This is a genomic window from Caballeronia cordobensis (assembly GCF_001544575.2).
In the GTDB taxonomy this organism is placed as follows: Bacteria; Pseudomonadota; Gammaproteobacteria; order Burkholderiales; family Burkholderiaceae; genus Caballeronia; species Caballeronia cordobensis.
Genome location: NZ_FCNY02000032.1, coordinates 33,535 through 55,344, shown reverse-complemented (window position 1 = coordinate 55,344; position 21,810 = coordinate 33,535). Strand labels below are relative to the sequence as shown.

The window sequence follows — 21,810 nt, the reverse complement described above, 5'->3', positions numbered from 1 at the left end:
AAAGCTGCTTTCTTTGGTGACTTTCTTTGCAGCAGCAAAGAAAGTTACCCCCGCCCCGGGGAGGGGCAGTGCTAATAGACCACCACGAAAACGGGATCCGGCGAAAACCAAAACCAAAACCAAAACCAAAACCCGCAATTCACCTCAACGGCCCCAACCCTTCAAGCAAAGTAGGAACCAACTCACTCACAGTAGGATGCACATGCATAGCCCGCTGCAGCGTCACAAACGGCGCATCCGCATTCATGATCTCGATGAAGGTATGAATCACCTCATCCCCTTCGATGCCATAAATCGCCGCGCCTAAAAACCGCTGCGTACGCGCATCCACCAGCGCCTTCATGAATCCATCGGTTTCCCCGCGCTCCCGAGCGCGCCCCACCCGTGTCATCGGCATCGTCGCGATCAGGGCCTCGCGGCCGTCCTTGCGCACCTCCTCCTCACTCATCCCGACACGCGCGAACGGCGGATCAACGAACACCGCATAAGCCATGATGCGCGTATCCACACTGCGCGATTCGCCATCGAGCACATTCGAAGCGATGATCTCGTAGTCGTTCCACGACGTATGCGTGAACGCGCCACGCCCGTTCACATCGCCGAGCGCATACACGCCCTCGACGCCCGTGCGCAACTGCCCGTCCACATCGATCATGCCGTGCCTGTTTACCTCGATGCCCGCATGCGCAAGACCGAGATCGTCGGTGTTCGGCGTGCGGCCCGTCGCGAATAGCAGATGCGATGCGTCGATCGTCTCATCGCCGACAAAAACGCGCACCCCGCCCGCCGACCGCTCCACTTTGCCGATCTGCGCGCCAAAGCGAAACTCGACGCCCTCGCGCACGAACACATCCTGCATCGCGCGCGCGACGTCCTCGTCCTCGCGCGTCAGGATGCGCTCGCCGCGCACGAGCAAGGTCACGCGGCTGCCGAAGCGCCGGAACATCTGCCCGAATTCGAGCGCGATATAACTCGCGCCCACGATCACGAGATGCGCCGGCACCTCGGTCAGTTCGAGAATCGTGGAATTGGTCAGGTACGGAACCTGTTCGAGCCCGTCGATCTCCGGCACCGTCGCGCGCGTGCCCGTGTTGATGAAGATCAGATCGGCGTCGATGTCTTGCGTCGAGCCATCGCTCGCTTCGATCGAAAGCGCATGCGGGCCCGTGAAGCGTCCGTGTCCCTTGAAGACAGTGAGATTCTTCGTGCCGCGCAGCCATTTTTCGATGCCCGTGCGCGAGCCGCCGATCACCTCGTCCTTGCGCGCCTTCACGCGCGCCATGTCGATGGCGATATCGCCGCCGATCATCACGCCGTACCGCGCCGCCGTGCGTGCGACATGCGCCGCGCGGGCGCTCGCGACATAAGTCTTGGTCGGCGTGCAGCCGACGTTCACGCAGGTGCCGCCGAACAGATACCGCTCGATCACGGCCGTGCGCCTGCCGCTTTTTGCAAGCCGCGCGGCAAGCGGCGAGCCGCCCTGCCCCGTGCCGATGACGACCGCATCGAAGTGCTGTGACATGTCGCGTTCTCCCTGGTCTTTTGCATCCGTCATGCAAAAAACCATGCAAATAAAGCGGATGACGAATGGAGATGCCCGAACCGAAATGCATCTTACGCGCAAGTCGATAAGCGGGCAGACGCGCTGCTCGAACCACCGCTTAAGGCGCGCGCTTCGGGCACGGGCATGGCTCGTGCTGCGCTTTTCAAAACGCGCCGCGCGTTGCGGCGCGCGGCCCCTCGACAACCCGCGGCAAGCAGTCGAAACCCGCACCCGAAGCCCGAAGGCATTCATGACCGAGACGATCTGGTTTCTCGTCGTCGGCGGTGTGCTCATCTTCATGGGCCTCGCCAGCTCGACGTTCAAGCGCCTGCCGATCAGCACCGCGATGTGCTATCTCGCGATCGGCTTCGCGATGGGTCCCGCCGCGTCCAATCTGCTCGCGCTCGACCTCACAAGCGATGCGACGGTCCTTCGACGCATCACCGAAGTCGCGATGCTGGTGTCGCTCTTCGCGATCGGCCTGCGCCTGCGCGTGCCGCCCACCGACCGCATCTGGATCCTGCCGATCCGCCTGGGCCTCGTCGCGATGGTGCTCACCGTCGCCGTGCTCACGCTCTTTTGCGCGTACGTGCTCGGACTCGGCTGGGGCCCGGCGCTCCTGCTCGCGGCGATGCTCGCGCCGACCGATCCCGTGCTCGCCCACGATGTGCAGGTCGAAGCGCCCGGCGACATCGACTTGCTGCGTTTCTCGCTGACGGGCGAAGGCGGCCTGAACGACGGCATCGCGCTGCCCTTCGCGCTGCTCGGCATCGCGGTTTGCCGCATGCAGGCGACGCCCAGCGAAGCGCTGCACTGGAGCTTCGCATTACAGGCGGCGTGGGGCATCGCGGGCGCGCTCGTGAGCGGCTGGCTGCTCGGCGCGCTCTCGGTGCGGCTCGTGGCCTGGCTGCGCACGCGCCACGGCGAGGCGCTCGGACCGGAGGGTTTCTATGCGCTCGGGCTGATCTCGCTGTCTTACGGCGTCGCCGAACTGCTGCACACCTATGCCTTTCTCGCGGTCTTCGCGGCGGGTCTCGCGATGCGCCGCGTCGAGCAGAAGGCAAGCGGCGGCAAGTCCGCGCGTGAGGCGGTCGGCAAGATCGATGCGGACGATGTCGGCGCCGCCGCGTCCGATCCCGAGCGCGCGCACGCATTCATGGCTGAGCGCGTGCACGGCTTCACGCTCGAACTGGAACGGATCGCCGAAGTGGCGATCATGCTGATCGTCGGCGCCGTGCTTGCGACGATATGGCGCGAGCTTTTCACGTGGCAGGCGGCCGCGCTCATCGTCGCGCTCTTTCTCGTGCTGCGGCCCGCGGCGGTGGAGGCATCGCTCATCGGCTCCCACGCGGCCGGCGCGCAACGGCGGCTCATGAGCTGGTTCGGCATACGCGGCGTCGGCTCGTTTTACTATCTGCTTTATGCGCTCGAGCACGCGCCGCACGACGTGGCCGCGCCGCTCGTGCCGCTCGTCATCGCGACGATCACCGCATCGGTCGTCGTGCATGGCATCACCGCGACGCCGCTCATGAAGCGATATCGACGCACGATAGCCGACGACTGATTTCAAGGAACGAAGCGTGAAGCATCTGATTTTCTTCTGCGGGCACGCGGGCGCGGGCAAGACGACGCTCGCGAAGCGGCTCTTCGCGCCGCTCATGCACGCGAGCCACGAGCCTTTCTGCCTGCTCGACAAGGACACGCTCTACGGCGCCTACAGCGCCGCGGCGATCGGCGCGCTGACCGGCGATCCGCACGATCGCGACAGCCCGCTTTTCATCGAGCACTTCCGCGATCCGGAGTATCGCTGTCTCCTCGATACCGCCGCGGACAATCTCGCGCTCGGCGTGAGCGTCGTGGTGGTCGCGCCGCTCACGCGCGAAGTGCGCGGCTCACGGCTTTTCGATCGCGCGTGGCTCGGCATTGGCGAGGATGTGAAGATTCGCGTGGTGTGGGTGCAGGTGGATGAAGACGTGGCGCGCGAGCGCATCGTCGCGCGCGGCGATCCGAACGATGCGTACAAGCTCGCGCATTGGGAAGACTATCGGCAGCGGCTTTTCGTGCCGGACGCGGCGCTCGCGCAGACGCTTGTCATGTTCGACAACACCGCGCCGGACGATGCCGCGCGCGAGGCATTGCTCGCGCGCCTGCTGGCCTGATTACCGGCTTGGTTACTCTGCCTTAGGCCGCCGCGAGTTGCCGCGCCGTCGCCAGCGCGTTCGCGCCTTCGTACAGCTTGCCGAAGCGGTTGTTGAGGAACGCGTCGAGCGGCACCTGCTCCTGGCGCACGAAGCCGCTTTGCGGCAGCACGCCTTCGCGGAAGAGATCGAGTTCCGCGCAGATCGCGCCGGCGGTCGTGATCTGGATCGCGCTCATCGGCACGCCGCACACGTCCTTCGCGAAGATCTTGCGCGTGAACACGTCCTGCACGAGCTGGCCGCGGCGCATGCCGGTAACCGTGACGAAGATCAACACGACATCCTGCGCCGTGGACGGCACCGCGCGCTTCAACATCGTCTTCAGACCGTCGCGGTCGGTGGACATGCGCAGATCGTCGAGCAGGAATTTCATCAGCTCGCGATGGCCGGGATAGCGCACCGACTTGTAATCGAGCGTCTCGACTTTGCCGGCGAGCGTTTCGCACAGCGTGCCGAGACCGCCCGACGTGTTGAACGCCTCGTACTCGATGCCGTCGAGCGAGAAATGCTCGACGCCTTCGAGCGGCTGCACCCATTGCGTACGGCCTTCGCGAATGGCTTCGCACGGCTGGCAGTACTCGTTGATGAGGCCGTCGATGCTCCACGTGAGGTTGTACTTCAGCGCATTCGTCGGAAACTCGGGCAGCGCGCCGACGCGCATCTTCACTTCGCGCACGTCGTCCAGACGCTTCGCCAGATCGTGCGCGACGATGCCGATGAAGCCCGGCGCGAGACCGCATTGCGGCATGAAGGCGAGTTCCGAATCGTCGGCGATCGCGCGGATCGCGTGCGTCGCGCGCACGTCTTCGGTCAGGTCGAAGTAATGCACGCCCGCCGCTTTCGCCGCCGACGCGACATTGATCGCAAGGTAGTAAGGCAGCGCGTTGACGAGCGCATCGAAGCCGATAAGCGCCTGGCGCAACGCGGGCGTATCGGCGGAATCGACACGGCGCGTCGGGATGCCCTGCGCATCGAGGAGCGCGAGCGCGTGTTCGTCACGATCGAACGCGACGACGTCGAAGTCCCCCGTTTCTCGCAGCAAATGCGCAATGCTCTGACCGATCAGTCCGGCGCCGACGAGGGCCACTTTCATATTCATCTCCTTTATGTGCGTTTGGGCCATAACCACTTACTCACACAGTTTAGGAGCGGGCGAATACTGATCCTAGACACAAAGTGATGCGCTTCGACGATGAATTTCGTCATTTCGACGATGAAACACGACGAATCGTCGTGCCCGGCCGCGATCAACCCGCGCGCTCAACCCGCGCGATCGATCTTCCGCGCCAGGATGATCGATGTCGTGGTCCGCTCGACGCCTTCCAGCGCGCCGATTTCGTCGAGCAGGTCGTTCAGGCGGTCGGGCGAATCGGCGCGCAGCCATGCGACGTAATCGAACTCGCCGCTCACCGCGCAGAGCAACTGGATCTCCGGCATGCGCGCGAAGCGCTTTTGCAGATCGCGGCCGTACTTCGGCGTGAGCTTGATGCCGACATACGCCTGAATGCTCGCATCGAGCACGTCCTGCCCGAGCCGCACGCCATAGCCCGCGATCACGTTGTTCTTTTCGAGCCGCGCGATGCGCGCGATCACCGTCGTGCGCGCGACGCCCAGTTGCCGCGCGAGGTTCGCGACGCTTTCGCGCGCGTTCATCTGCAAAAGCGCAACGAGATTGCGGTCGATGTCGTCGAGCTGATCGAGGCGCGGCGGTCTCATGCGGGTGTCGTCCTTGGCATTTTGCGTTTTGAGTTATGCGTTTTGAATGCCATCGGGCATTCCGCGTTTTGTGTTTTGCATTATCGCCGACCCGCGCGCGCGTCAGACGCCCAGCCGTGCCACCATGAAATCGACGAAGCTCGCGAGCTTAGGTGTCGCGCGCGTATCGCGCGGATAAACGAGATGCACCGGCGAAGGCTTCGGCAGGAAGTCGTGCAGCACCGCGACGAGCGAGCCGCTCGCCAGTTCATCTTCCACGAGCGCGTGCGGCTGGAGCACCAGACCGAAGCCCGCGAGCGCGGCCTTCTTGAGCGCCTGGCCGTTGTTCGCCCGAAAGCGCGACGACTGCGCACGGCGGGCGAGCGTGGCGTCGTCTTCGCCTTCGAGCCGCCAGCCTGCTTCGCGCCCCTGATGCACGAAGCCGAGGCATTCGTGATCGGCAAGATCCGCAGGCGTCGAAGGCGTGCCCGCGCGCGCGAGATAGCCCGGCGAAGCGCAGACGGTCATCGCGTAGGCTTTGAGCGGACGCGCGACGAAGCTCGAATCGGCGAGCGGACCGATGCGCACGGCTGCATCGAAACCTTCCTCGACGATATCGACCATGCGATTCGTGAGATCCAGTTCGACGCTGATCTGCTCGAACGCTGCGAGAAACTCGGTCACGGCGGGCGTCACAAACTGCACGCCGTACGTGAGCGGTACCGTCACGCGCAGCACACCGCGCGGCGTTGCGCCCATCGCTTCGGCGAGCGAATCGGCGGCGTCGACTTCCGCGAGGATGCGGCGGCATCGCTCGTAATACGTGCGCCCGATCTCCGTCAGACTCTGACGGCGCGTCGTGCGCACGATGAGACGCGCATCGAGCCGCGCCTCCAGTGCCTGAAGATGCTTGCCCGCCATCGGCGCGGAGATGGAAAAGCGCTCGGCGGCGGCGCTCAGGCTGCCCGCCTCGACGATGGCGACGAAGACCCGCATGCTCAACAAGGTATCCACTGCGTTATTTTCCAGAGACGTTTCGAATGTAAGCAGTTGTGGCAATGCGGGCGATTCCGCGTGCAATCGTGATACTAATATCCGCCGATGGCGTGCTCAGGTCGCCTTACAGGCTGGCTTACGAAGCGCGCCGCTATTCCTTGCCGCTATTCCTTATCGATCGAAGGTAAATTCCGAATGAAAAGAACTCTCGTTGCACTGGCCGCGTTCTGCGCACTGAGCCCGGTATTCGCGCAAACGCAAGCGCCCGCTGCGGCATCGGCGGCCGCGGTACAGGCTGCGGCGTCCGCACCCGCCGCCAACAAGCGCGAGGCGCGCGTCGAAGAGCGTATCGCGGAACTGCATTCGAGCCTCAAGATCACGCCGCAACAGGAAGCGCAGTGGTCGAAATTCGCCGACGTGATGCGCGACAACGGCCGCACGATGGCGGATCTGTATCGTCAGCGCATCGCGCAGCGCGACACCATGTCCGCGCTCGACGACATGAAGCAGTACGAGCAGATCACGCAGGCGAACGCAGACGGCACCAAGCGTCTCGTCGAGGCTTTCGAGCCGCTTTACGCGAGCCTTTCGCCGGAGCAGAAGAAGCTGGCGGACACGAACTTCCGCGAGGATCACGGCAAGGCGCGGCAGCATCGCGCGCATCGCCGTTCGCATGCAGCAGGCGCCGACGCCGCGTCCACGACGAAGCCCTGAGCCGGGCCCACGTCGCAGAGAGAACCCGCATCGCGATGCGGGTTTTTTTCTTTCGCCGGATGCAAAATGGCGCGAATGCCGTTACGATCCCGCACCGTCACTGTCACCGCCATTCCCGATAGCGCCATGCTCCATCTGTCCCAGCTCGATCTCGCCGCCGATCCCGCCGCATGCCGCGTCGTGAAAGACGAAGCCGTAACCGTCGAATTCGCCGCGTCGCCAGGCGAGCTGATGAGCCTCGAAGGCCCGAACCGCTATGCGAGCGGCGATGCGATCGTCACCGGCAGCGGCGGCGAGCGCTGGGTCGTATCGCGCGAGCGCTTCGACGCGAAGTACGTGCCCGAAGGCGGCATCGCGCACGGCGACTCGGGCACGTATCGCAACCGGCCGAGCATCGTGCTCGCGAAGCAGATGCAGGCGCCCTTCTCGATCGCGCGATCCGCCGCGGGCGACATCCTCACCGGCGACGCAGGCGACTGGGTGATGCAGTACGCGCCCGGCGATTACGGCGTCGTCAAGGCGGCGCGCTTCGCCAGTGTCTACCGGAAGGCCTAGGCGAAGTCCTCGCCCATTTCGATTTCCACTTCGCGCGGCACGGTCTCGCCGTTCGCGTACGTCTCTTCGAGCGATCCGAGCGTCGCTTCCACATACGCGCGCAGCACCGCGTAACTGCGCGCGTGCATGCGCGGCGGCATTGCCCGATAACGCGCGAGCGCGGCCGGATCGAAGCGCACGTCGATCGTGATGCGCCGCGCCGTCGCGCCGAAGCGCATCGCCACATAGTGAATCACGAGCGACGTGCGCCCCGCTTCGTCCCGGCGTTCGGCGAATTGCGTCTGCTCGGGAAAGAGATCGCAGATCACGTGCGCGAGCATGTCGATGTCCGCGCTCGGACAGTCGTATTGATAGTCGTCCATTCGATGTCGATAGTCGATTGAATCGCCGCTCAGGTGCGTTCAGGCCCCTTCGGGCGTCCGCGCGGCGGCACGGCGATAGTAGCGCACGAGCGCAACCGCAACGATCACGCCGAGCACGAGATACACGGCGTCGGCGGCGACAAGCGGCACGAGCCGCGCCTGAAAGAGCGCGGCAGGCAAGCCGACGAGCGCATGCGCGGCCACGAGAAACGCCAGCGCATGACGCGAACGCTCGCGCAGCATCTGCCACATCAGTGCGGAAAAGCCGAGTTGCAGCACGAAGGCGCTCGCGCGCTCGACGAGAAAAATGCCCGCCGATAGGGGCGAAAGACTCAGCAGCACGAGATGGATCCGCGCGATGGCTTCGAGCGGCGCATGCGCGAATTGCGCATCGAGCGTGCCGCGATTGGCGAGCACGGCGTAGACGATCCATTGCGCCTGCACGAACACGCCGACGATCCACGCCTCCGCCCCGCCATGCCCGATGCCGTATCCGAGCGCGGGACCGTGGCGATCGAGCGCGCCCGGCTCGCGCGAGATGAGCCATTTCATCGCGAGAAAGCGCCCGACTTCTTCGCACAGGCCCGCCGCGACCGCGCCGTAAATGACGAAGACCGCGGGATTCATCAGCCACGCGGATGTGACCGGGTTGCTCAGCATGAAGCCGTGCAGCGCGCGCTCGATGACCATCGCGAAGAGCGCGAACACGGCGATGCCGAGAATCGCCTCGCGCGGCGCGATCGAAAAGCGCGGCCGCAGCTTCCGGTACAGCACGACAGGCATGGCGGCGACGATGAGCGTCGCCACCGCGAGGCACAGCAAGGTCGAAACACTGACCATTCAGATTCCTTGTGATGCGTGTTGCTTGTCTCGTGCCGTCGATGCGCGCACGACCAGTTCGCCCGGCAGCAGACATTCGCGCGCGGGCATCGCTGCGCCGCCGAGCCGTTCGTGGAGAAATTCGACCGCGCGCCGGCCGATATCGTACGTCGGCTGACGCACGGTTGTCATGCCGGCGAGCTGCGCCCATTCGGAATCGTCGATCGACATCAAAGCGACGCTCGCCTGCCAGTCCGGGCCGTGCCGCTCCTTCAGATGCACCGCGACCCGCAGCGCCACCGGCCCGTTCGCCGCGAAGAGCGCGACGCGCCGGCCCGCCGCCTGCGCCGCCGTCACGCGCGTATCGAGCGCGGCGAGCGCGGGCGAGGCATCGGCGAGATCGATCACGAGCGTCGAGCCGCTTGCGCCGAGCGCCGCGACGGTCTCGCGAAACGCCGCTTCGCGCAGACGCCGCGAGCTGACGTGCGTGACGGGCTGCACGATGAACAGCAGCTCGTCGAACCCTTCATCGACGAGATGACGTGTCGCGAGCTGCACGGCGGCGGGATTGTCGAGTCCGACCATGTCGGTGATGAAGCCTTCCACGGAGCGATCGACGAGCACGACCGGAATGCCGCCTTGCGCGAAGCCTTGCAGCAGTTCTTCCTTCACCCCGAGCGCGTTGACGATGACGCCTTCGACGCGATACGTGGTGAGCAGTTGCAGATAGCGCCGCTCCATGTCGATTTCGTTGGCCGCGTGACAGATGAGCGGCATGTAGCCGAGCGCGTGGCACGCGGCTTCGACGCCTTGCAGCACTTCGACGGAATACGGATTGGTCAGGTCGGCGAGCAGCATGCCGATCAGGCGGTTGCGGCCGCGCTTCAGGCCGCGCGCCATCTGATTCGGCCGGTAGTCGAGCTTCGCGATGGCCGCCTCGATACGCTCGCGCAGATCGGGCGACAGCACGCTCATCTCGCCGTTCAGATAGCGCGAGATGCTGGTCTTGCCGGTGCCGGCTTCGCGCGCGACATCGGTGATGGTGGCGCGGCGCGCACCGAATGCGACCGCGCGGTTGGTCAATGTGGGATCGTCGGACATAGTGGTCGTGGGCGCGCGCCTCGCGGTTAAGCGTGACGCGATGCCGTCGTTATCGTTCTCCTCGCATCGCATGTTAGCGCATGCGCGCGCCCGACCTTTTGCTTTTAGCGCGCACGCACGTCGCGATTGACGATGTTCTGCGTGAGCGTGCCGTTCAGTGCGCCGATGAGATTTTCGGCGGCGTTGCGCGCCATCGCGTGCCGCGTTTCGTGCGTCGCCGAGCCGATATGCGGCAGCGCGACGACGTTCTTCATCGCGAGCAGCGGCGAATCGGCGGGTAGCGGTTCGGTCTCGAACACGTCGAGACCCGCGCCGCGAATCGTGCCGTTCTTGAGGGCTTCGATGAGTGCGGCTTCGTCGACGGTCGGCCCGCGCGATGCGTTGATGAGTATCGCGCCCGGCTTCATTTTCCGGAGTTCGTTCGCGCCGATGAGACCGCGCGTTTCGGGCGTGAGCGGCACTTGCAGGCACACGAAATCGGATTGCGCGAGGAGTTCATCGAGTTCGACGCGCTTCGCGCCGTATTCCTTTTCCGCCTGCTCGTTCGCGCTGCGATTGGTGTAGAGCACGTTCATGCGAAAGCCGAGCGCGGCGCGGCGCGCGACCGCTCCGCCGATGCGTCCCAGACCCACGATGCCGAGCGTCTTGCCTTGCACGTCGACGCCGAAGTTCGCTTCGCCGATGCTGGCTTTCCAGTTCCCTGCTTTCACCCATTCGGCGAGTTCGACGACACGGCGCGCGCTCGCGAGGATCAGCGCGAAGACGGTGTCGGCGGTGGATTCGGTGAGCACATCGGGGGTGTGGGTGAGCACGATGCCGCGGCGCGTGAGGTCGGCGACGTCGAACTGGTCGAAGCCGACTGAGATCGTCGATAGTGCTTTCAGGTTCGTTGCGCCTTCGAGCATGTCGGGGGAGATTTTTACGCTTGCACCGATGGCCCCGGTGGCGTGTTTTAGCGCCTCTACGAAGGCGGGTTTGTCGTTGGGGTCGACTTTTATTACTTCGGCGTGGGCGCGGAGGTAGGTTTCTACGTCGCTGGGTAAGGCTTTGTAGGCTACGATTTTTTTCATGGTTTGCGTTTGCGTTTGCGTTGGTTTCGTGAAAGCCTGATTTCGCGTCGGTCTATTGGCTCTGCCCCTCCCCGGGGCGGGGGTAACTTTCTTTGCTGCTGCAAAGAAAGTCACCAAAGAAAGCAGCTTTTCAGGCCCGCGGTCACACGTAGTTTGACCACTTTTCTCCTCCAAAGTGACACTCGCCTAAGTGTCGCCCTCGAAAGACCCAGCGGGCTTGGATCGCGCACGGTCCGTCACATCGCGCCCTTCAACAAACTGGTACAGCCATTTCAAGCTCCAGCCCGCTTCGCGGCCGATGGGTCAATCGGGTACGCGAGTGCATTTGCGGCCCAGTGGTTTCCCTCGCATACCCAGCGGCAGCGCGTAGCGCTGTGCCGAAGCCATTTCGTGCTGAACCAATGCCCTCAAAGTAGTGGCTAGTCAGACCGTGCGCGATCCAAGCCCGATTAGTCCTTCGAGGGCACTCTTTAGGCGAGGGCCGTTCCCCGAGGAGAAAAATGGCCAACGTGCGTGTGACCGCGGGCGGTGACAAAGCTGCTTTCTTTGGTGACTTTCTTTGCAGCAGCAAAGAAAGTTACCCCCGCCCCGGGGAGGGGCAGTGCTAATAAACCAACAACAAAGCAAGCTTCACGACCGAACAGCCACCCCAGCCCGCACCGAACCCTGCGGTTTAACCGCCAAAGTAAGCCACACAGCCAACAACAACGCCACACTCATAAACACATAAGAGGCAGCCGGCGACCCCGTCGCCCCATTCAGATATCCAACGAAATAAGACCCGACAAACGACCCCAACGCGCCCATGCTATTGATAAGGGCCATCGCCCCCCCGGCGACATTCTTCGGCAATAACTCCGGCACGATCGCAAAGAACGGCCCATACGGCGCATACATCGCCGCACCGGCAATCACGAGCAACGTATAGGAAGCCCAGAAGTTCGTCGACCCGAGCAGATACGATCCCGCGAACGCCACCGCGCCGATCAGCAGGAACGGCCACACGAAAACCTTACGCGCCTGCAGCTTGTCGGAAGCCCACGAGGCCAGCAGCATCGCGATGGTCGCGGCCAGATACGGCACCGCCGAAAGCCAGCCCGTCTCGACCATGCCAAGCGTCGAGCCGCTCTTCAGAATCGACGGCAGCCACAGCACGAAACCATACACGCCGATGCTCCAGCAAAAGTACTGCGCGCACAGCTTGATCACGGCCGGCGACTTGAACGCCTCGCGATAGTTCTTCACCGGCTTGATCGCGGCTTGCTCGGCACGCAGCGTCGCATCGAGATCGCGCTTCTCCTGATCCGACAGCCAGCTCACCTGCGCAGGCTTGTCCTTCACGATGAACCACCAGATCACCGCCCACACGACCGCGGGCAAGCCCTCCGCGATGAACATGTGACGCCAGCCGAACGAATTCACGAGGTAGCCCGAGACGACCGACATCCACAGCACCGTCACCGGATTGCCGAGAATCAGGAACGTGTTCGCGCGTGAACGCTCGGACTTGGTGAACCAGTTCGCGATGAACACGAGCATCGCCGGCATCACCGCCGCCTCGACGACGCCGAGCACGAAGCGAATCGCCATCAGCGAAGGAATGTTGCTCACCATGCCCGTGAGCGTGGCGCAGCCACCCCACAGAATCAGGCTCCAGAACACGAGCTTCTTCACGCTGCGGCGCTCGGCGTAAATCGCGCCCGGAATCTGAAAGAAGAAATAGCCGAGGAAGAACAGCGCGCCGATCAGCGACGACAAGCCCTTGCTGATGCCGAGATCCTGGTTGATGCCCGCAGCCGCGGCAAAGCCGTAGTTGGCGCGGTCGAGATACGCGAGGCTGTACGTGATGAAAACGATCGGCATGATCGCCCACCAGCGGCGCACCGCGAGCTTGGGAGTGGAAGATTGCATGGTTGTCTCCGAAGACATTTCGGTTGATCTCTCAGGTTCGCCCCTCGAAGGGCTGTGATTGATGTATTCGTCAGGCCAGATCGAACGCGGTTTTGACCGTCTTGTCGCTGGAATCCTGTGCTTCGAGCAGATCGAGCGCGGCGCGCGTCGGCAGCCCTTCGCTGTCGCCGATCACCTGAATCGCCAGCGCGCCGATGCGGTTGCCGCGCGCGATCGCATGACGCACGTCGCGGCCTTCCAGCAGCGCGCTCACGACGCCGACCGCGAAGCCATCGCCCGCGCCGACCGTATCGACGACGTTCTCGACCGGCACGCCCGGCACGATGCCCGCGTCGCCATCGGCGGTGCGGAAATACGCGCCGTGCGCACCCAGCTTCACGACCACGCCCTTCGCGCCATGGTCGAGATAGAACGCGGCGATGTCCTCGGGCTTCGCATAGCCGGTGAGCGTCAGGCCCTCGGACACACCCGGCAGCACCCAGTCGGCCAGCGCGGCAAGCGCGTTGAGCGATTCGGCCATGACCTCGCGCGACGGCCAGAGCGTCGGGCGCAGGTTCGGGTCGAACGAAATCGTCTTGCCTGCCGCACGCATTTCGCGCGCCATGTGGAACGCGAGCTCGCGCGAACTCGCCGAAATCGCGGGCGCGACGCCCGTCAGATGCAGATGACGCGCGCCGAGCACGTAATCCGCGACGTAATCGTCGAGCGACAGATGGCTCGCGGCCGAGCCACGGCGGAAATATTCGACCGCCGGATCGCTGCCGTCGTCGCATTTGCCCTTTAGCTGGAAGCCGGTCGGATAACGCTCGTCGACCGTCACGCGGCGCGCGTCGATGCCTTCGGCGGCGAGCACGTCGAGCACGTAGCGGCCGAACGAATCGTTGCCGACGCGGCTCATCCAGCCCACCTTGAAGCCGAGACGCGAAAGGCCGATCGCGACGTTCAGGTCCGCGCCCGCGACGCGCTTCGTGAATTGAGCGGCCTTCGCGAGATCGCCGGTTTCGGCGGCGACGAACATCGTCATCGCTTCGCCGTAGGTGACGATATCGAGGGCGTGAGGCTTGGCTTGCATGTCGAGTCCTTGCAATTGAATGCTGAATGCTTAATGCGTAATTCAGAATGCCGCGATGCGCGCGACCTGGCGCGCCGCGTCCGCGTCGAGCGAGACGTCGACGCCGGGAATGAACGGATATTCGATGCCGCGCGGCACGTCGTTCGGCAACTGCGAAAGCAGCGTCGCGAAGCGCGCGTCGCCGTTCGCGGGCGCGGCGGCGAAACGGCGCGCGCCCTCGCCCATCACGGCCTTGCAATGCACATAGGCGACGTGCCGCGAAAGGCGCTTGGCGGCGTCGAGCGGGTCTTGCTCCGCCCAATGCCAGTTGCCGGTGTCGAACGTCATCGCGAGGCCGCTGGCTTCGGGCAGCGCGCCGAACAGCGCTTCGAACGCGCCGATCGTGCCGCCCGCCTTCAGTTGGCCGTTCTCCACAACCACGCGCGCCTTCGACGTGGAAATGCCCGACATCAGACGATCGAGCGTGACGGCGTCGGTCGCGACCGCGCTTTCGGTGCCGCCCAGTTGCAGCTTCACGATGCGCGCGCCCAGCGCCGCCGCCTCGTCGATGGCGAGACGCAGCGCGTCGCTATCGAGCGCGCCGTCGTCGCGAAACAGGGTCGCGGGCGTCGAATAGACGGCCCATGCGCCCTGCGCGCGGATATGCGCGCCGAGTTGCGCGAGCGCTTCGGGCTGCGCATCGGTTTCGTCGGCGAACAGTTCCCGGCGCACTTCGAAACCATCGGCGCCGGCGCGCGCGGCGGCTTGCGCCCAGACCGCGTGGCCGTCGCGACGGATCGCATCCGCGCCGAAGGCGCTTGCGACGATTACGACTGCCGCGCGCTGTACTTCGCTCGAAGAGACTGTCATCTGATTTGCTCGCTTTTTGCCGCCGTTCCGGCCCCAAACAACATATGGAACCGGTTCCATTTACGATTTTCAAAAAGGACGCCGCAGCGCCCTGTTGAGAACGAATGGTGCGTCAGACCGGCGCCCGCACGCCATAGTGGAATTCCCTAGCCGAGCGCGCCCGGCTCTTCGCACAGTTCGAGAAAGCGCGCCGCAGCGCGCGATGGCGTTGCGGCATGCGGCAACAGGATCGAAAAACGGCGTGTAAGCGGCGCCGGCGCGATGCGCACGCGCCTGAGCGCGCTGTCCTCGTGGCGGATCGACATCGCTGAAACGAAACCGATGCCCATGCCCGCGCGCACCGCTTCCTTCACGCCCTCGACGCCCGCGATTTCGAGCGCGACACGCATCGGCACATCGACGTCTGCGAATGCGCGCTCGACGATCTGCCGCACGCCCGAGCCGGGCTCGCGCAGCACGAGCTTGTGTTCGCCGAGCGCGTCGAGCGTGACGGCCTCGCGGCCATCGGCAAGCGGATGGCCGTTCGGCAGGATCGCGACGATCTCGTCCTCGCGCCAGGACGTGACCGTCGTGCCGAGCGGCAGATCATGGCCCGGCGCGCCCTCGACGAGCGCAATATCCAGCGAGCCGAGCGCGGCGACGATGTCCGCCGTATTGCCGTCGATGGTCGTCACGACGACGTCCGGAAAAAGCCGGTGAAACGCCGCGATCAGATACGGCAGCAGATAGCTTGCTGGCGTCGTGCTCGCGCCGATGCGCAGCGTGCCGCGCTCCAGCCCACGCAGCGCGTCGCGCAGCGCATGCGCCTGGCGGAAATTCTCGCGCAGGCGCTCCGCGTGGCCGAGCAGTTGTTCACCGGCGGCGGTCAGACGCACGCCGCGGCCATCGCGCTGATAAAGCGGCTCGCCGAATTCTTCCTGCAAAAGCCGCAACTGGCCCGACACGGCCGGCTGCGACAGATGCAACGCCACCGCCGCGCGGCTGATATTGCCGTGCGCCGCGACGGTGGCGAAGGTTATCAGTTGTTCCGGGGTCATAAATCTCAAATATCAGTTTATCCGATACTTCACATTCTAAATCACGATTTTTCATATTCATATATCGAGAATAGGATTAGCCCATCGATCCTCCAACTTACCAACGGGTTCATCCATGTCTACGGTTCAGTCCGCTCATTCTCTGGCGCCCGCCGCGTCCTCCACGCGCGGACAGCTCAACGGCATTCTCTTCGTCGCGCTGTTCGCCGCGGCCGTCACCCGACTCGCCGCCGTGCCCGCCGTCGCCGGACTGGGCATCAGCCCGCTGATCGTCGGCATCGTGGCGGGCGCGATCTATGGCAACGCGCTGCGTCACGGCATGCCCGATAGCTGGGCCGCCGGCGTCAACTTTTCGGCGCGCAAGCTGCTGCGCATCGCGGTCGCGTTCTTCGGGCTGCGCGTGAGTCTTCAGGAGATCGCCCAAGTTGGCGTCTCCGGCTTCACGGTGTCGGTGCTCGTCGTCGTGAGCACGCTCGTGATCGGTACGTGGGCCGGCATGAAGCTGATGAAGCTCGACCGCGACACCGCCCTGCTCACGGCGGCGGGCAGCGCGATCTGCGGCGCGGCGGCCGTGCTCGCGTTCGAATCGACCCTGCAGTCGAAGCCGCACAAGAGCGCGATGGCGGTCGGCAGCGTCGTACTGTTCGGCACGCTCTCGATGTTCCTCTACCCGCTCGCGCTCAACGCCGGCTGGCTGCATCTCGATACGCTCGGCGCGGGCCTCTTTTTCGGCGGCACGATTCACGAAGTGGCGCAGGTCGTCGGCGCGGCGAGCAACGTGAGCCCGGAAGCCACGCATATCGCCACCATCGTGAAGATGACGCGCGTGATGCTGCTCGTGCCCGTGCTGCTCGTGGTCGGTTTCTGGATCAGCCGCTCGCGTAACGCGTCGGCGGAAGGCTCGGCGCAAGGCAAAGGAAAGATCGCGGTGCCCTGGTTCGCGCTCGGTTTCCTCGCGCTTGTCATCGTGAACTCGCTGCATATCCTTCCCGATACCGCCACCAGCACCATCAACACGCTCGACACGTTTGCCCTCACGATGGCCATGACCGCGCTCGGCATGGAAACGCGCATCGCGCAGATCCGCCAGGCCGGCCCGCGTGCCCTTGCCACCGGCGCGATCCTGTATGCGTGGCTCGTCGGCGGCGGTCTTGCCATCACGCTCGGCGTGGAAAAGCTGTTCGGCTGATTGGCTGATTGATGCACTGAAGCACCCATCGCGCGAATACCCCATTCGCGCGATAACGCTTTGAAGGAGCACTCATGGAACACGGCACTCGCACCCAGAACGAGAAGCTCGATGTCAAGACCACGACGTGCTACATGTGCGCATGCCGCTGCGGCATCCGCGTGCATCTGCGCGACGGCGAAGTCCGCTACATCGACGGCAATCCGAACCATCCGCTCAACCAGGGCGTGATCTGCGCGAAGGGCGCGTCGGGCATCATGAAGCAGTACTCGCCCGCGCGCCTCACGCAGCCGCTCATGCGCAAGAAGGACGCGCTGCGCGGCGAAGCGCAGTTCGAGCCGGTGTCGTGGGACGTCGCGCTCGACATGCTCGAAAAACGGCTCGCGCATCTGCGCGCGACCGACCCGAAGCGGTTCGCGCTCTTCACGGGCCGCGACCAGATGCAGGCGCTGACCGGTCTCTTCGCGAAGAATTTCGGCACGCCCAATTACGCCGCGCACGGCGGCTTCTGCTCCGCGAACATGGCCGCGGGCATGATCTACACCATCGGCGGATCGTTCTGGGAATTCGGCGGCCCGGATCTCGACCGCGCAAAGCTCTTCTTCATGATCGGCACGGCGGAGGATCATCATTCGAATCCGCTCAAGATCGCCCTGTCGAAGTTCAAACGCGCGGGCGGACGCTTCATCGCGATCAATCCGATCCGCACGGGCTACGCGGCGATTGCGGACGAATGGGTGCCGATCCGCCCCGGCACCGACGGCGCGCTTTTCATGGCGCTGATCCACGAACTCATCGCCGCCGACGCCTACGATCACGAGTTCGTCACGCGCTACACGAACGCGGCCGAATTGCTCGACATGAACGAATCGAGCGACACGTTCGGGCTTTTCGTGAAAGACGGCAACGCGCCCGAGTCGAACGCGCTCTTTCCGCAGAATCATCTTTGGTGGGACAAGAAGACGAATCGCGCGGTCGCGCATCATGCCGACGATACCGAACCCGCGCTCGACGGACGCTACACGCTTCCCGACGGCACGCCCGTCACGCCTTCCTTCGCTTTGCTGCGCGAGCAGGTCGCGTCGTGCACGCCCGAATGGGCGGCGGAGATCACCGGCATCCCCGCCGCGACGATCCAGCGCCTCGCCGCCGAAATGATCGAGGCGGGCCGCGATCACAAGATCACGCTGCCGATCGAATGGACCGACGCATGGGGAAAGAAGCACGCGACGGTCACGGGCAACCCCATCGCCTTTCACGCGATGCGTGGACTCGCCGCGCACTCGAACGGCTTCCAGTCGATCCGCGCGCTCGCGGTGCTGATGTCGCTGCTCGGCACCATCGACAGGCCCGGCGGCTTCCGGCACAAGTCGCCGTTTCCGCGCGCGGCGCCGCCCTCCGCGAAACCGCCGAATCATCCCGACCAGGTGAAGCCGAACACGCCGCTCGCAAGCGGCCCGCTCGGCTGGCCTGCCGCGCCCGAAGATCTCTTCATTCACGACGACGGCACGCCCGCGCGCATCGACAAGGCGTTCTCGTGGGAGTATCCGCTCGCGGTGCATGGCGTGATGCACAGCGTGATCACGAACGCGTGGCGCGGCGATCCGTACACCATCGACACGTTGATGATCTTCATGGCCAACATGGCCTGGAATTCGTCGATGAACACGATGGAAGTGCGCAAGATGCTCGCCGACCGCCACGACAACGGCGAGTACAAGATCCCGTTTATCGTCGTGTGCGATGCGTTCCAGTCGGAGATGACCGCATTCGCCGATCTCATCCTGCCCGACACGACCTATCTCGAACGTCACGACGCCATGTCGATGCTCGATCGCCCGATCTCCGAGTTCGACGGTCCTGTTGATTCGGTGCGCGTGCCGGTCGTGCCGCGCACGGGCGAATGCCGTCCGTTTCAGGAAGTGCTGGTCGAGCTCGGCAGCCGGCTCAAGCTGCCCGCGTTCACCACGCCCGACGGCGCGCGCAAGTATCGCGACTATCCGGATTTCATCGTCAATCATCAGACCGCGCCGGGTTCGGGCGTCGGCTTTCTGATCGGCTGGCGCGGCAAGGACGGCCGTGACGCGCTCGTCGGCGAGCCGAATCCGAATCAGTGGGAAGAGTACGCGAAGCACGACTGCGTGTATCACTACACGCTGCCCGAAGAACTGCAATACATGCGCGGCCAGAACGGGCCGTATCTGCAATTCGCCGTCGACAAGGGCTTTCGCAAGTTCGATACGCCGATCCTGATTCAGCTCTACTCCGACGTCATGCAGAAGTTCCGGCTCGCCGCGCAAGGCCGCACGAAAGGCCGGCAGCCGCCGGACCATCTGCGCGCACGCATCGAGCAGTATTTCGATCCGCTGCCGTTCTGGTATGCCCCGCTCGAACTCGAGACGACCGACCTCGCGCAGTTTCCGCTCGCGGCCGTCACGCAGCGCCCGATGGCCATGTATCACTCGTGGGACTCGCAAAACGCGTGGTTGCGGCAGATTCACGGCGAAAACCTGCTGTACATGAATCCGCGCATGGCGAAGGCGAACGGCATCGAGGATGGCGGCTGGATCTACGTCGAATCGCAATGGGGCAAGGTGCGCTGCATGGCGCGTTACAGCGAGACCGTCGAGCCGGGCACGGTCTGGACGTGGAACGCGATCGGCAAGGCGGCGGGCGCGTGGAGCCTCGGCCCCGACGCCAACGAATCGCAGCGCGGCTTTCTGCTCAATCACCTCATCACGGACGAGATTCCGGATGCTTCGCGCGAAGGCGCACGCTTCTCGAACTCCGACCCGATCACAGGACAGGCCGCGTGGTACGACGTGCGCGTGCGCGTCTATCCCGCTGAAAGCGATGCGCGCCACACGCTGCCGCAATTCGCGCCGATGCCGCCCCCGCCCGGCATGGCGGGTTCGATTCAACGCGTCGTGCAGACCTACTTCGCCGGGCGCGGCGAATTCGCGGCGCGATTGCGCAACGCCGTCAAGCGAAACACGAACGACTGAAGGAGACCGACATGACCCAGATGGCCCTCGTGATCGATTTGAACGTGTGCGTCGGATGCCACGCCTGCGTGACGAGCTGCAAGGAGTGGAACACGTCCGGCGAAGCGGGCAGTCTCGCGGACCAGCGCCCTTACGACGCCGATCCGTCCGGCACCTTCTTCAACCGCGTGCAGACGTATGAAGCCGGCGAATTTCCGCTCGCCGATACGATCCACTTTCCGAAGTCGTGTCTGCACTGCGAAGACCCGCCGTGCGTGCCCGTCTGTCCGACCGGCGCGAGCTACAAGCGCAAGGAAGACGGGCTCGTGCTCGTGGATTTCGACAAGTGCATCGGCTGCAAGTACTGCGCGTGGGCGTGCCCTTACGGCGCGCGCGAACTCGACGAAGCGCGCCAGGAAATGACCAAGTGCACGCTGTGCGCCGACCGCATTTACAACGAGGCGCTGCCCGAGCGCGATCGCAAGCCCGCATGCGTGCTCGCGTGCCCGACATCGGCGCGGCTGTTCGGCGATATTCACGATCCGGAGTCGGTCGTGTCGAAGGCGATCGAGGAACGCGGCGGCTATCAGTTGATGCCCGAATGGGAGACGCGGCCCGCGAATCACTATTTGCCGCGCCGGCCGGTGAATGCGTGCAGTGGCGACAGCCAGTGCGGCTGCCATGACAACGACACGGCAGCGCACGGCGACCTCAATCTCGCGGCGATGGCCGTGCGCGTCTGACTTTCATCGGAGCTCGAACATGAAACCCGCGTTTTCCGTCGTGTTTCTCACGACACTGAGCGGCGCCGCGCAAGGCTTGCTGATCGCGCTCGTGGGCGCCGAGGCGCTCGCGAAGCTCGGCCTCGTCGCCGCGCCCTCGCAGATGTTCTTTGTTGCTGGCGCGGCGTTGTCCGTCGTGCTGGGCGGCCTTGGGCTCGTCGCTTCGTTTTTCCATCTCGGGCATCCGGAGCGCGCGTGGCGCGCCATCGCGATGTGGCGCACGTCGTGGCTGTCGCGCGAATGCCTGTGCCTGCCCGTGTTTCTCGCATGCGGCGCGGCGTATGGCGTGGCGCACTGGCTCGGTTCGCCGTGGTCGCTTGCCGTCGGCGTGGCGGGTGTGCTGGCATCGGCGGCGCTTTTCGTGTGCACCGCGATGATCTACGCGTGCCTGCGCTTTCTTCAGGAATGGGCGACGCCGCTCACGATGGTCAACTTCGTGCTGCTCGGCTGCGCCTCCGGATTCACGCTCGCAACGGCCTGTGCCGCGTGGCTTGCGCCATCGCTCGCGGCGGGACTCGCGGCCTGTGCGTGCGTGCTGACGCTCGCGGGCTGCATCTCGCGCGTGGCGTCGCTACGGCGCAATGCGCGTCTGCGTCCGAAGTCCACCGTGCAGAGCGCGACGGGCATCAAAGGGCCGAACGTCGTGCAGAAATCGCGCGGCTTCACGGCGGGCGCGTTCAATCTGCGCGAGTTCTTTCACGGACGATCGGCCGAAGCGATCGCGCGCATCAAGTGGACGTTTCTCGTCGGCGCGTTCGGCGTGCCCTTCGTGCTGATGGTGCTCGGGATCGGCGCGCAATCGGTCGCGCTCTTCTGCCTTGCGTGCGTCACGCAATATTTGGGGCTCGTCGCCGAGCGATGGTTCTTCTTCGCCGAAGCGCGGCATCCGCAGAATATCTACTACGCGCGCGCTTCGTGAGGTTTGCTAGAGCG

The 21,810-nt window shown here is 64.6% G+C and carries 20 protein-coding genes; 8 read left to right on the top strand and 12 right to left on the bottom strand.

Annotation, left to right across the window (positions count from 1 at the left end; all coding sequences use genetic code 11):
• Positions 1-139: 139 nt before the first annotated feature.
• Positions 140-1,522 carry an FAD-containing oxidoreductase gene (locus AWB70_RS35495; RefSeq protein ID WP_053568290.1) on the bottom strand — a complete coding sequence of 461 codons (1,383 nt, stop codon included), beginning with the start codon at positions 1,520-1,522 and terminating at the stop codon, positions 140-142.
• A 271-nt stretch (positions 1,523-1,793) separates the two neighbouring features.
• Here AWB70_RS35495 and AWB70_RS35490 point away from each other — a divergent pair, with 271 nt between their 5' ends.
• Positions 1,794-3,107 carry a cation:proton antiporter gene (locus AWB70_RS35490; RefSeq protein WP_053568291.1) on the top strand — a complete coding sequence of 438 codons (1,314 nt, stop codon included), beginning with the start codon at positions 1,794-1,796 and terminating at the stop codon, positions 3,105-3,107.
• A gap of 16 nt (positions 3,108-3,123) precedes the next feature.
• Positions 3,124-3,702, top strand: a complete 579-nt coding sequence (locus AWB70_RS35485) for a P-loop nucleotide/nucleoside kinase family protein (protein WP_053568292.1) — start codon at positions 3,124-3,126, stop codon at positions 3,700-3,702.
• A gap of 22 nt (positions 3,703-3,724) precedes the next feature.
• Here the strand turns inward: AWB70_RS35485 and AWB70_RS35480 are convergent, their stop codons facing one another.
• From AWB70_RS35480 to AWB70_RS35470, 3 genes are all read right to left on the bottom strand, one after another.
• Positions 3,725-4,834, bottom strand: coding sequence for a saccharopine dehydrogenase family protein (locus AWB70_RS35480; RefSeq protein ID WP_045452041.1), 1,110 nt, complete (start codon positions 4,832-4,834; stop codon positions 3,725-3,727).
• 167 nt (positions 4,835-5,001) lie between these two features.
• Positions 5,002-5,457: an Lrp/AsnC family transcriptional regulator gene (locus tag AWB70_RS35475; RefSeq protein WP_053568293.1), complete on the bottom strand. Its 456-nt coding sequence runs from the start codon at positions 5,455-5,457 to the stop codon at positions 5,002-5,004.
• 102 nt (positions 5,458-5,559) lie between these two features.
• A complete protein-coding gene (locus tag AWB70_RS35470) occupies positions 5,560-6,450 on the bottom strand; it encodes a LysR family transcriptional regulator (RefSeq protein ID WP_053568294.1) in 891 nt (296 codons plus the stop codon).
• A gap of 177 nt (positions 6,451-6,627) precedes the next feature.
• Between AWB70_RS35470 and AWB70_RS35465 the strand changes: the two genes are divergently transcribed.
• Entirely contained in the window at positions 6,628-7,146 is a 519-nt protein-coding gene (locus AWB70_RS35465) for a Spy/CpxP family protein refolding chaperone (RefSeq protein ID WP_014191541.1), read from the top strand.
• A 126-nt stretch (positions 7,147-7,272) separates the two neighbouring features.
• Positions 7,273-7,701 (top strand): PGDYG domain-containing protein, encoded by a 429-nt coding sequence (locus AWB70_RS35460; protein WP_053568295.1) that lies wholly within the window; start codon positions 7,273-7,275, stop codon positions 7,699-7,701.
• Here AWB70_RS35460 and AWB70_RS35455 read toward each other — a convergent pair.
• From AWB70_RS35455 to AWB70_RS35420, 8 genes are all read right to left on the bottom strand, one after another.
• A complete protein-coding gene (locus AWB70_RS35455) occupies positions 7,698-8,063 on the bottom strand; it encodes a DUF3022 domain-containing protein (protein ID WP_014191543.1) in 366 nt (121 codons plus the stop codon). The genes AWB70_RS35460 and AWB70_RS35455 overlap by 4 nt on opposite strands.
• A 39-nt stretch (positions 8,064-8,102) precedes the next feature.
• Entirely contained in the window at positions 8,103-8,903 is an 801-nt protein-coding gene (locus AWB70_RS35450) for a YhfC family glutamic-type intramembrane protease (RefSeq protein ID WP_053568296.1), read from the bottom strand.
• A complete protein-coding gene (locus AWB70_RS35445; protein WP_053568297.1) occupies positions 8,904-9,983 on the bottom strand; it encodes a LacI family DNA-binding transcriptional regulator in 1,080 nt (359 codons plus the stop codon).
• Positions 9,984-10,087: 104 nt separating this feature from the next.
• On the bottom strand, positions 10,088-11,053 hold the full coding sequence (locus AWB70_RS35440; protein ID WP_053568298.1) for a 2-hydroxyacid dehydrogenase: 966 nt from the start codon (positions 11,051-11,053) through the stop codon (positions 10,088-10,090).
• A 630-nt stretch (positions 11,054-11,683) separates the two neighbouring features.
• Complete coding sequence (locus AWB70_RS35435) at positions 11,684-12,964, bottom strand: MFS transporter (RefSeq protein WP_014191547.1); 1,281 nt, start codon at positions 12,962-12,964, stop codon at positions 11,684-11,686.
• A gap of 70 nt (positions 12,965-13,034) precedes the next feature.
• Positions 13,035-14,036: a sugar kinase gene (locus AWB70_RS35430; protein ID WP_053568299.1), complete on the bottom strand. Its 1,002-nt coding sequence runs from the start codon at positions 14,034-14,036 to the stop codon at positions 13,035-13,037.
• Between the two features lie 42 nt (positions 14,037-14,078).
• Complete coding sequence (locus AWB70_RS35425; protein ID WP_053568300.1) at positions 14,079-14,885, bottom strand: sugar phosphate isomerase/epimerase family protein; 807 nt, start codon at positions 14,883-14,885, stop codon at positions 14,079-14,081.
• Positions 14,886-15,031: 146 nt separating this feature from the next.
• Complete coding sequence (locus AWB70_RS35420; protein ID WP_053568301.1) at positions 15,032-15,922, bottom strand: LysR family transcriptional regulator; 891 nt, start codon at positions 15,920-15,922, stop codon at positions 15,032-15,034.
• 115 nt (positions 15,923-16,037) lie between these two features.
• On the opposite strand from AWB70_RS35420, the gene AWB70_RS35415 reads away from it, so the two are divergent.
• The 4 genes from AWB70_RS35415 to AWB70_RS35400 all read left to right on the top strand — a co-directional run bounded on the left by AWB70_RS35415 (position 16,038) and on the right by AWB70_RS35400 (position 21,796).
• Positions 16,038-17,111: a YeiH family protein gene (locus tag AWB70_RS35415; protein ID WP_053568302.1), complete on the top strand. Its 1,074-nt coding sequence runs from the start codon at positions 16,038-16,040 to the stop codon at positions 17,109-17,111.
• A gap of 74 nt (positions 17,112-17,185) precedes the next feature.
• Positions 17,186-20,116 (top strand): molybdopterin oxidoreductase family protein, encoded by a 2,931-nt coding sequence (locus tag AWB70_RS35410; protein WP_053568303.1) that lies wholly within the window; start codon positions 17,186-17,188, stop codon positions 20,114-20,116.
• Between the two features lie 11 nt (positions 20,117-20,127).
• Positions 20,128-20,838 carry a 4Fe-4S dicluster domain-containing protein gene (locus AWB70_RS35405; RefSeq protein ID WP_014191553.1) on the top strand — a complete coding sequence of 237 codons (711 nt, stop codon included), beginning with the start codon at positions 20,128-20,130 and terminating at the stop codon, positions 20,836-20,838.
• Between the two features lie 19 nt (positions 20,839-20,857).
• Positions 20,858-21,796, top strand: a complete 939-nt coding sequence (locus AWB70_RS35400; RefSeq protein ID WP_053568304.1) for a dimethyl sulfoxide reductase anchor subunit family protein — start codon at positions 20,858-20,860, stop codon at positions 21,794-21,796.
• Positions 21,797-21,810 lie beyond the last annotated feature (14 nt).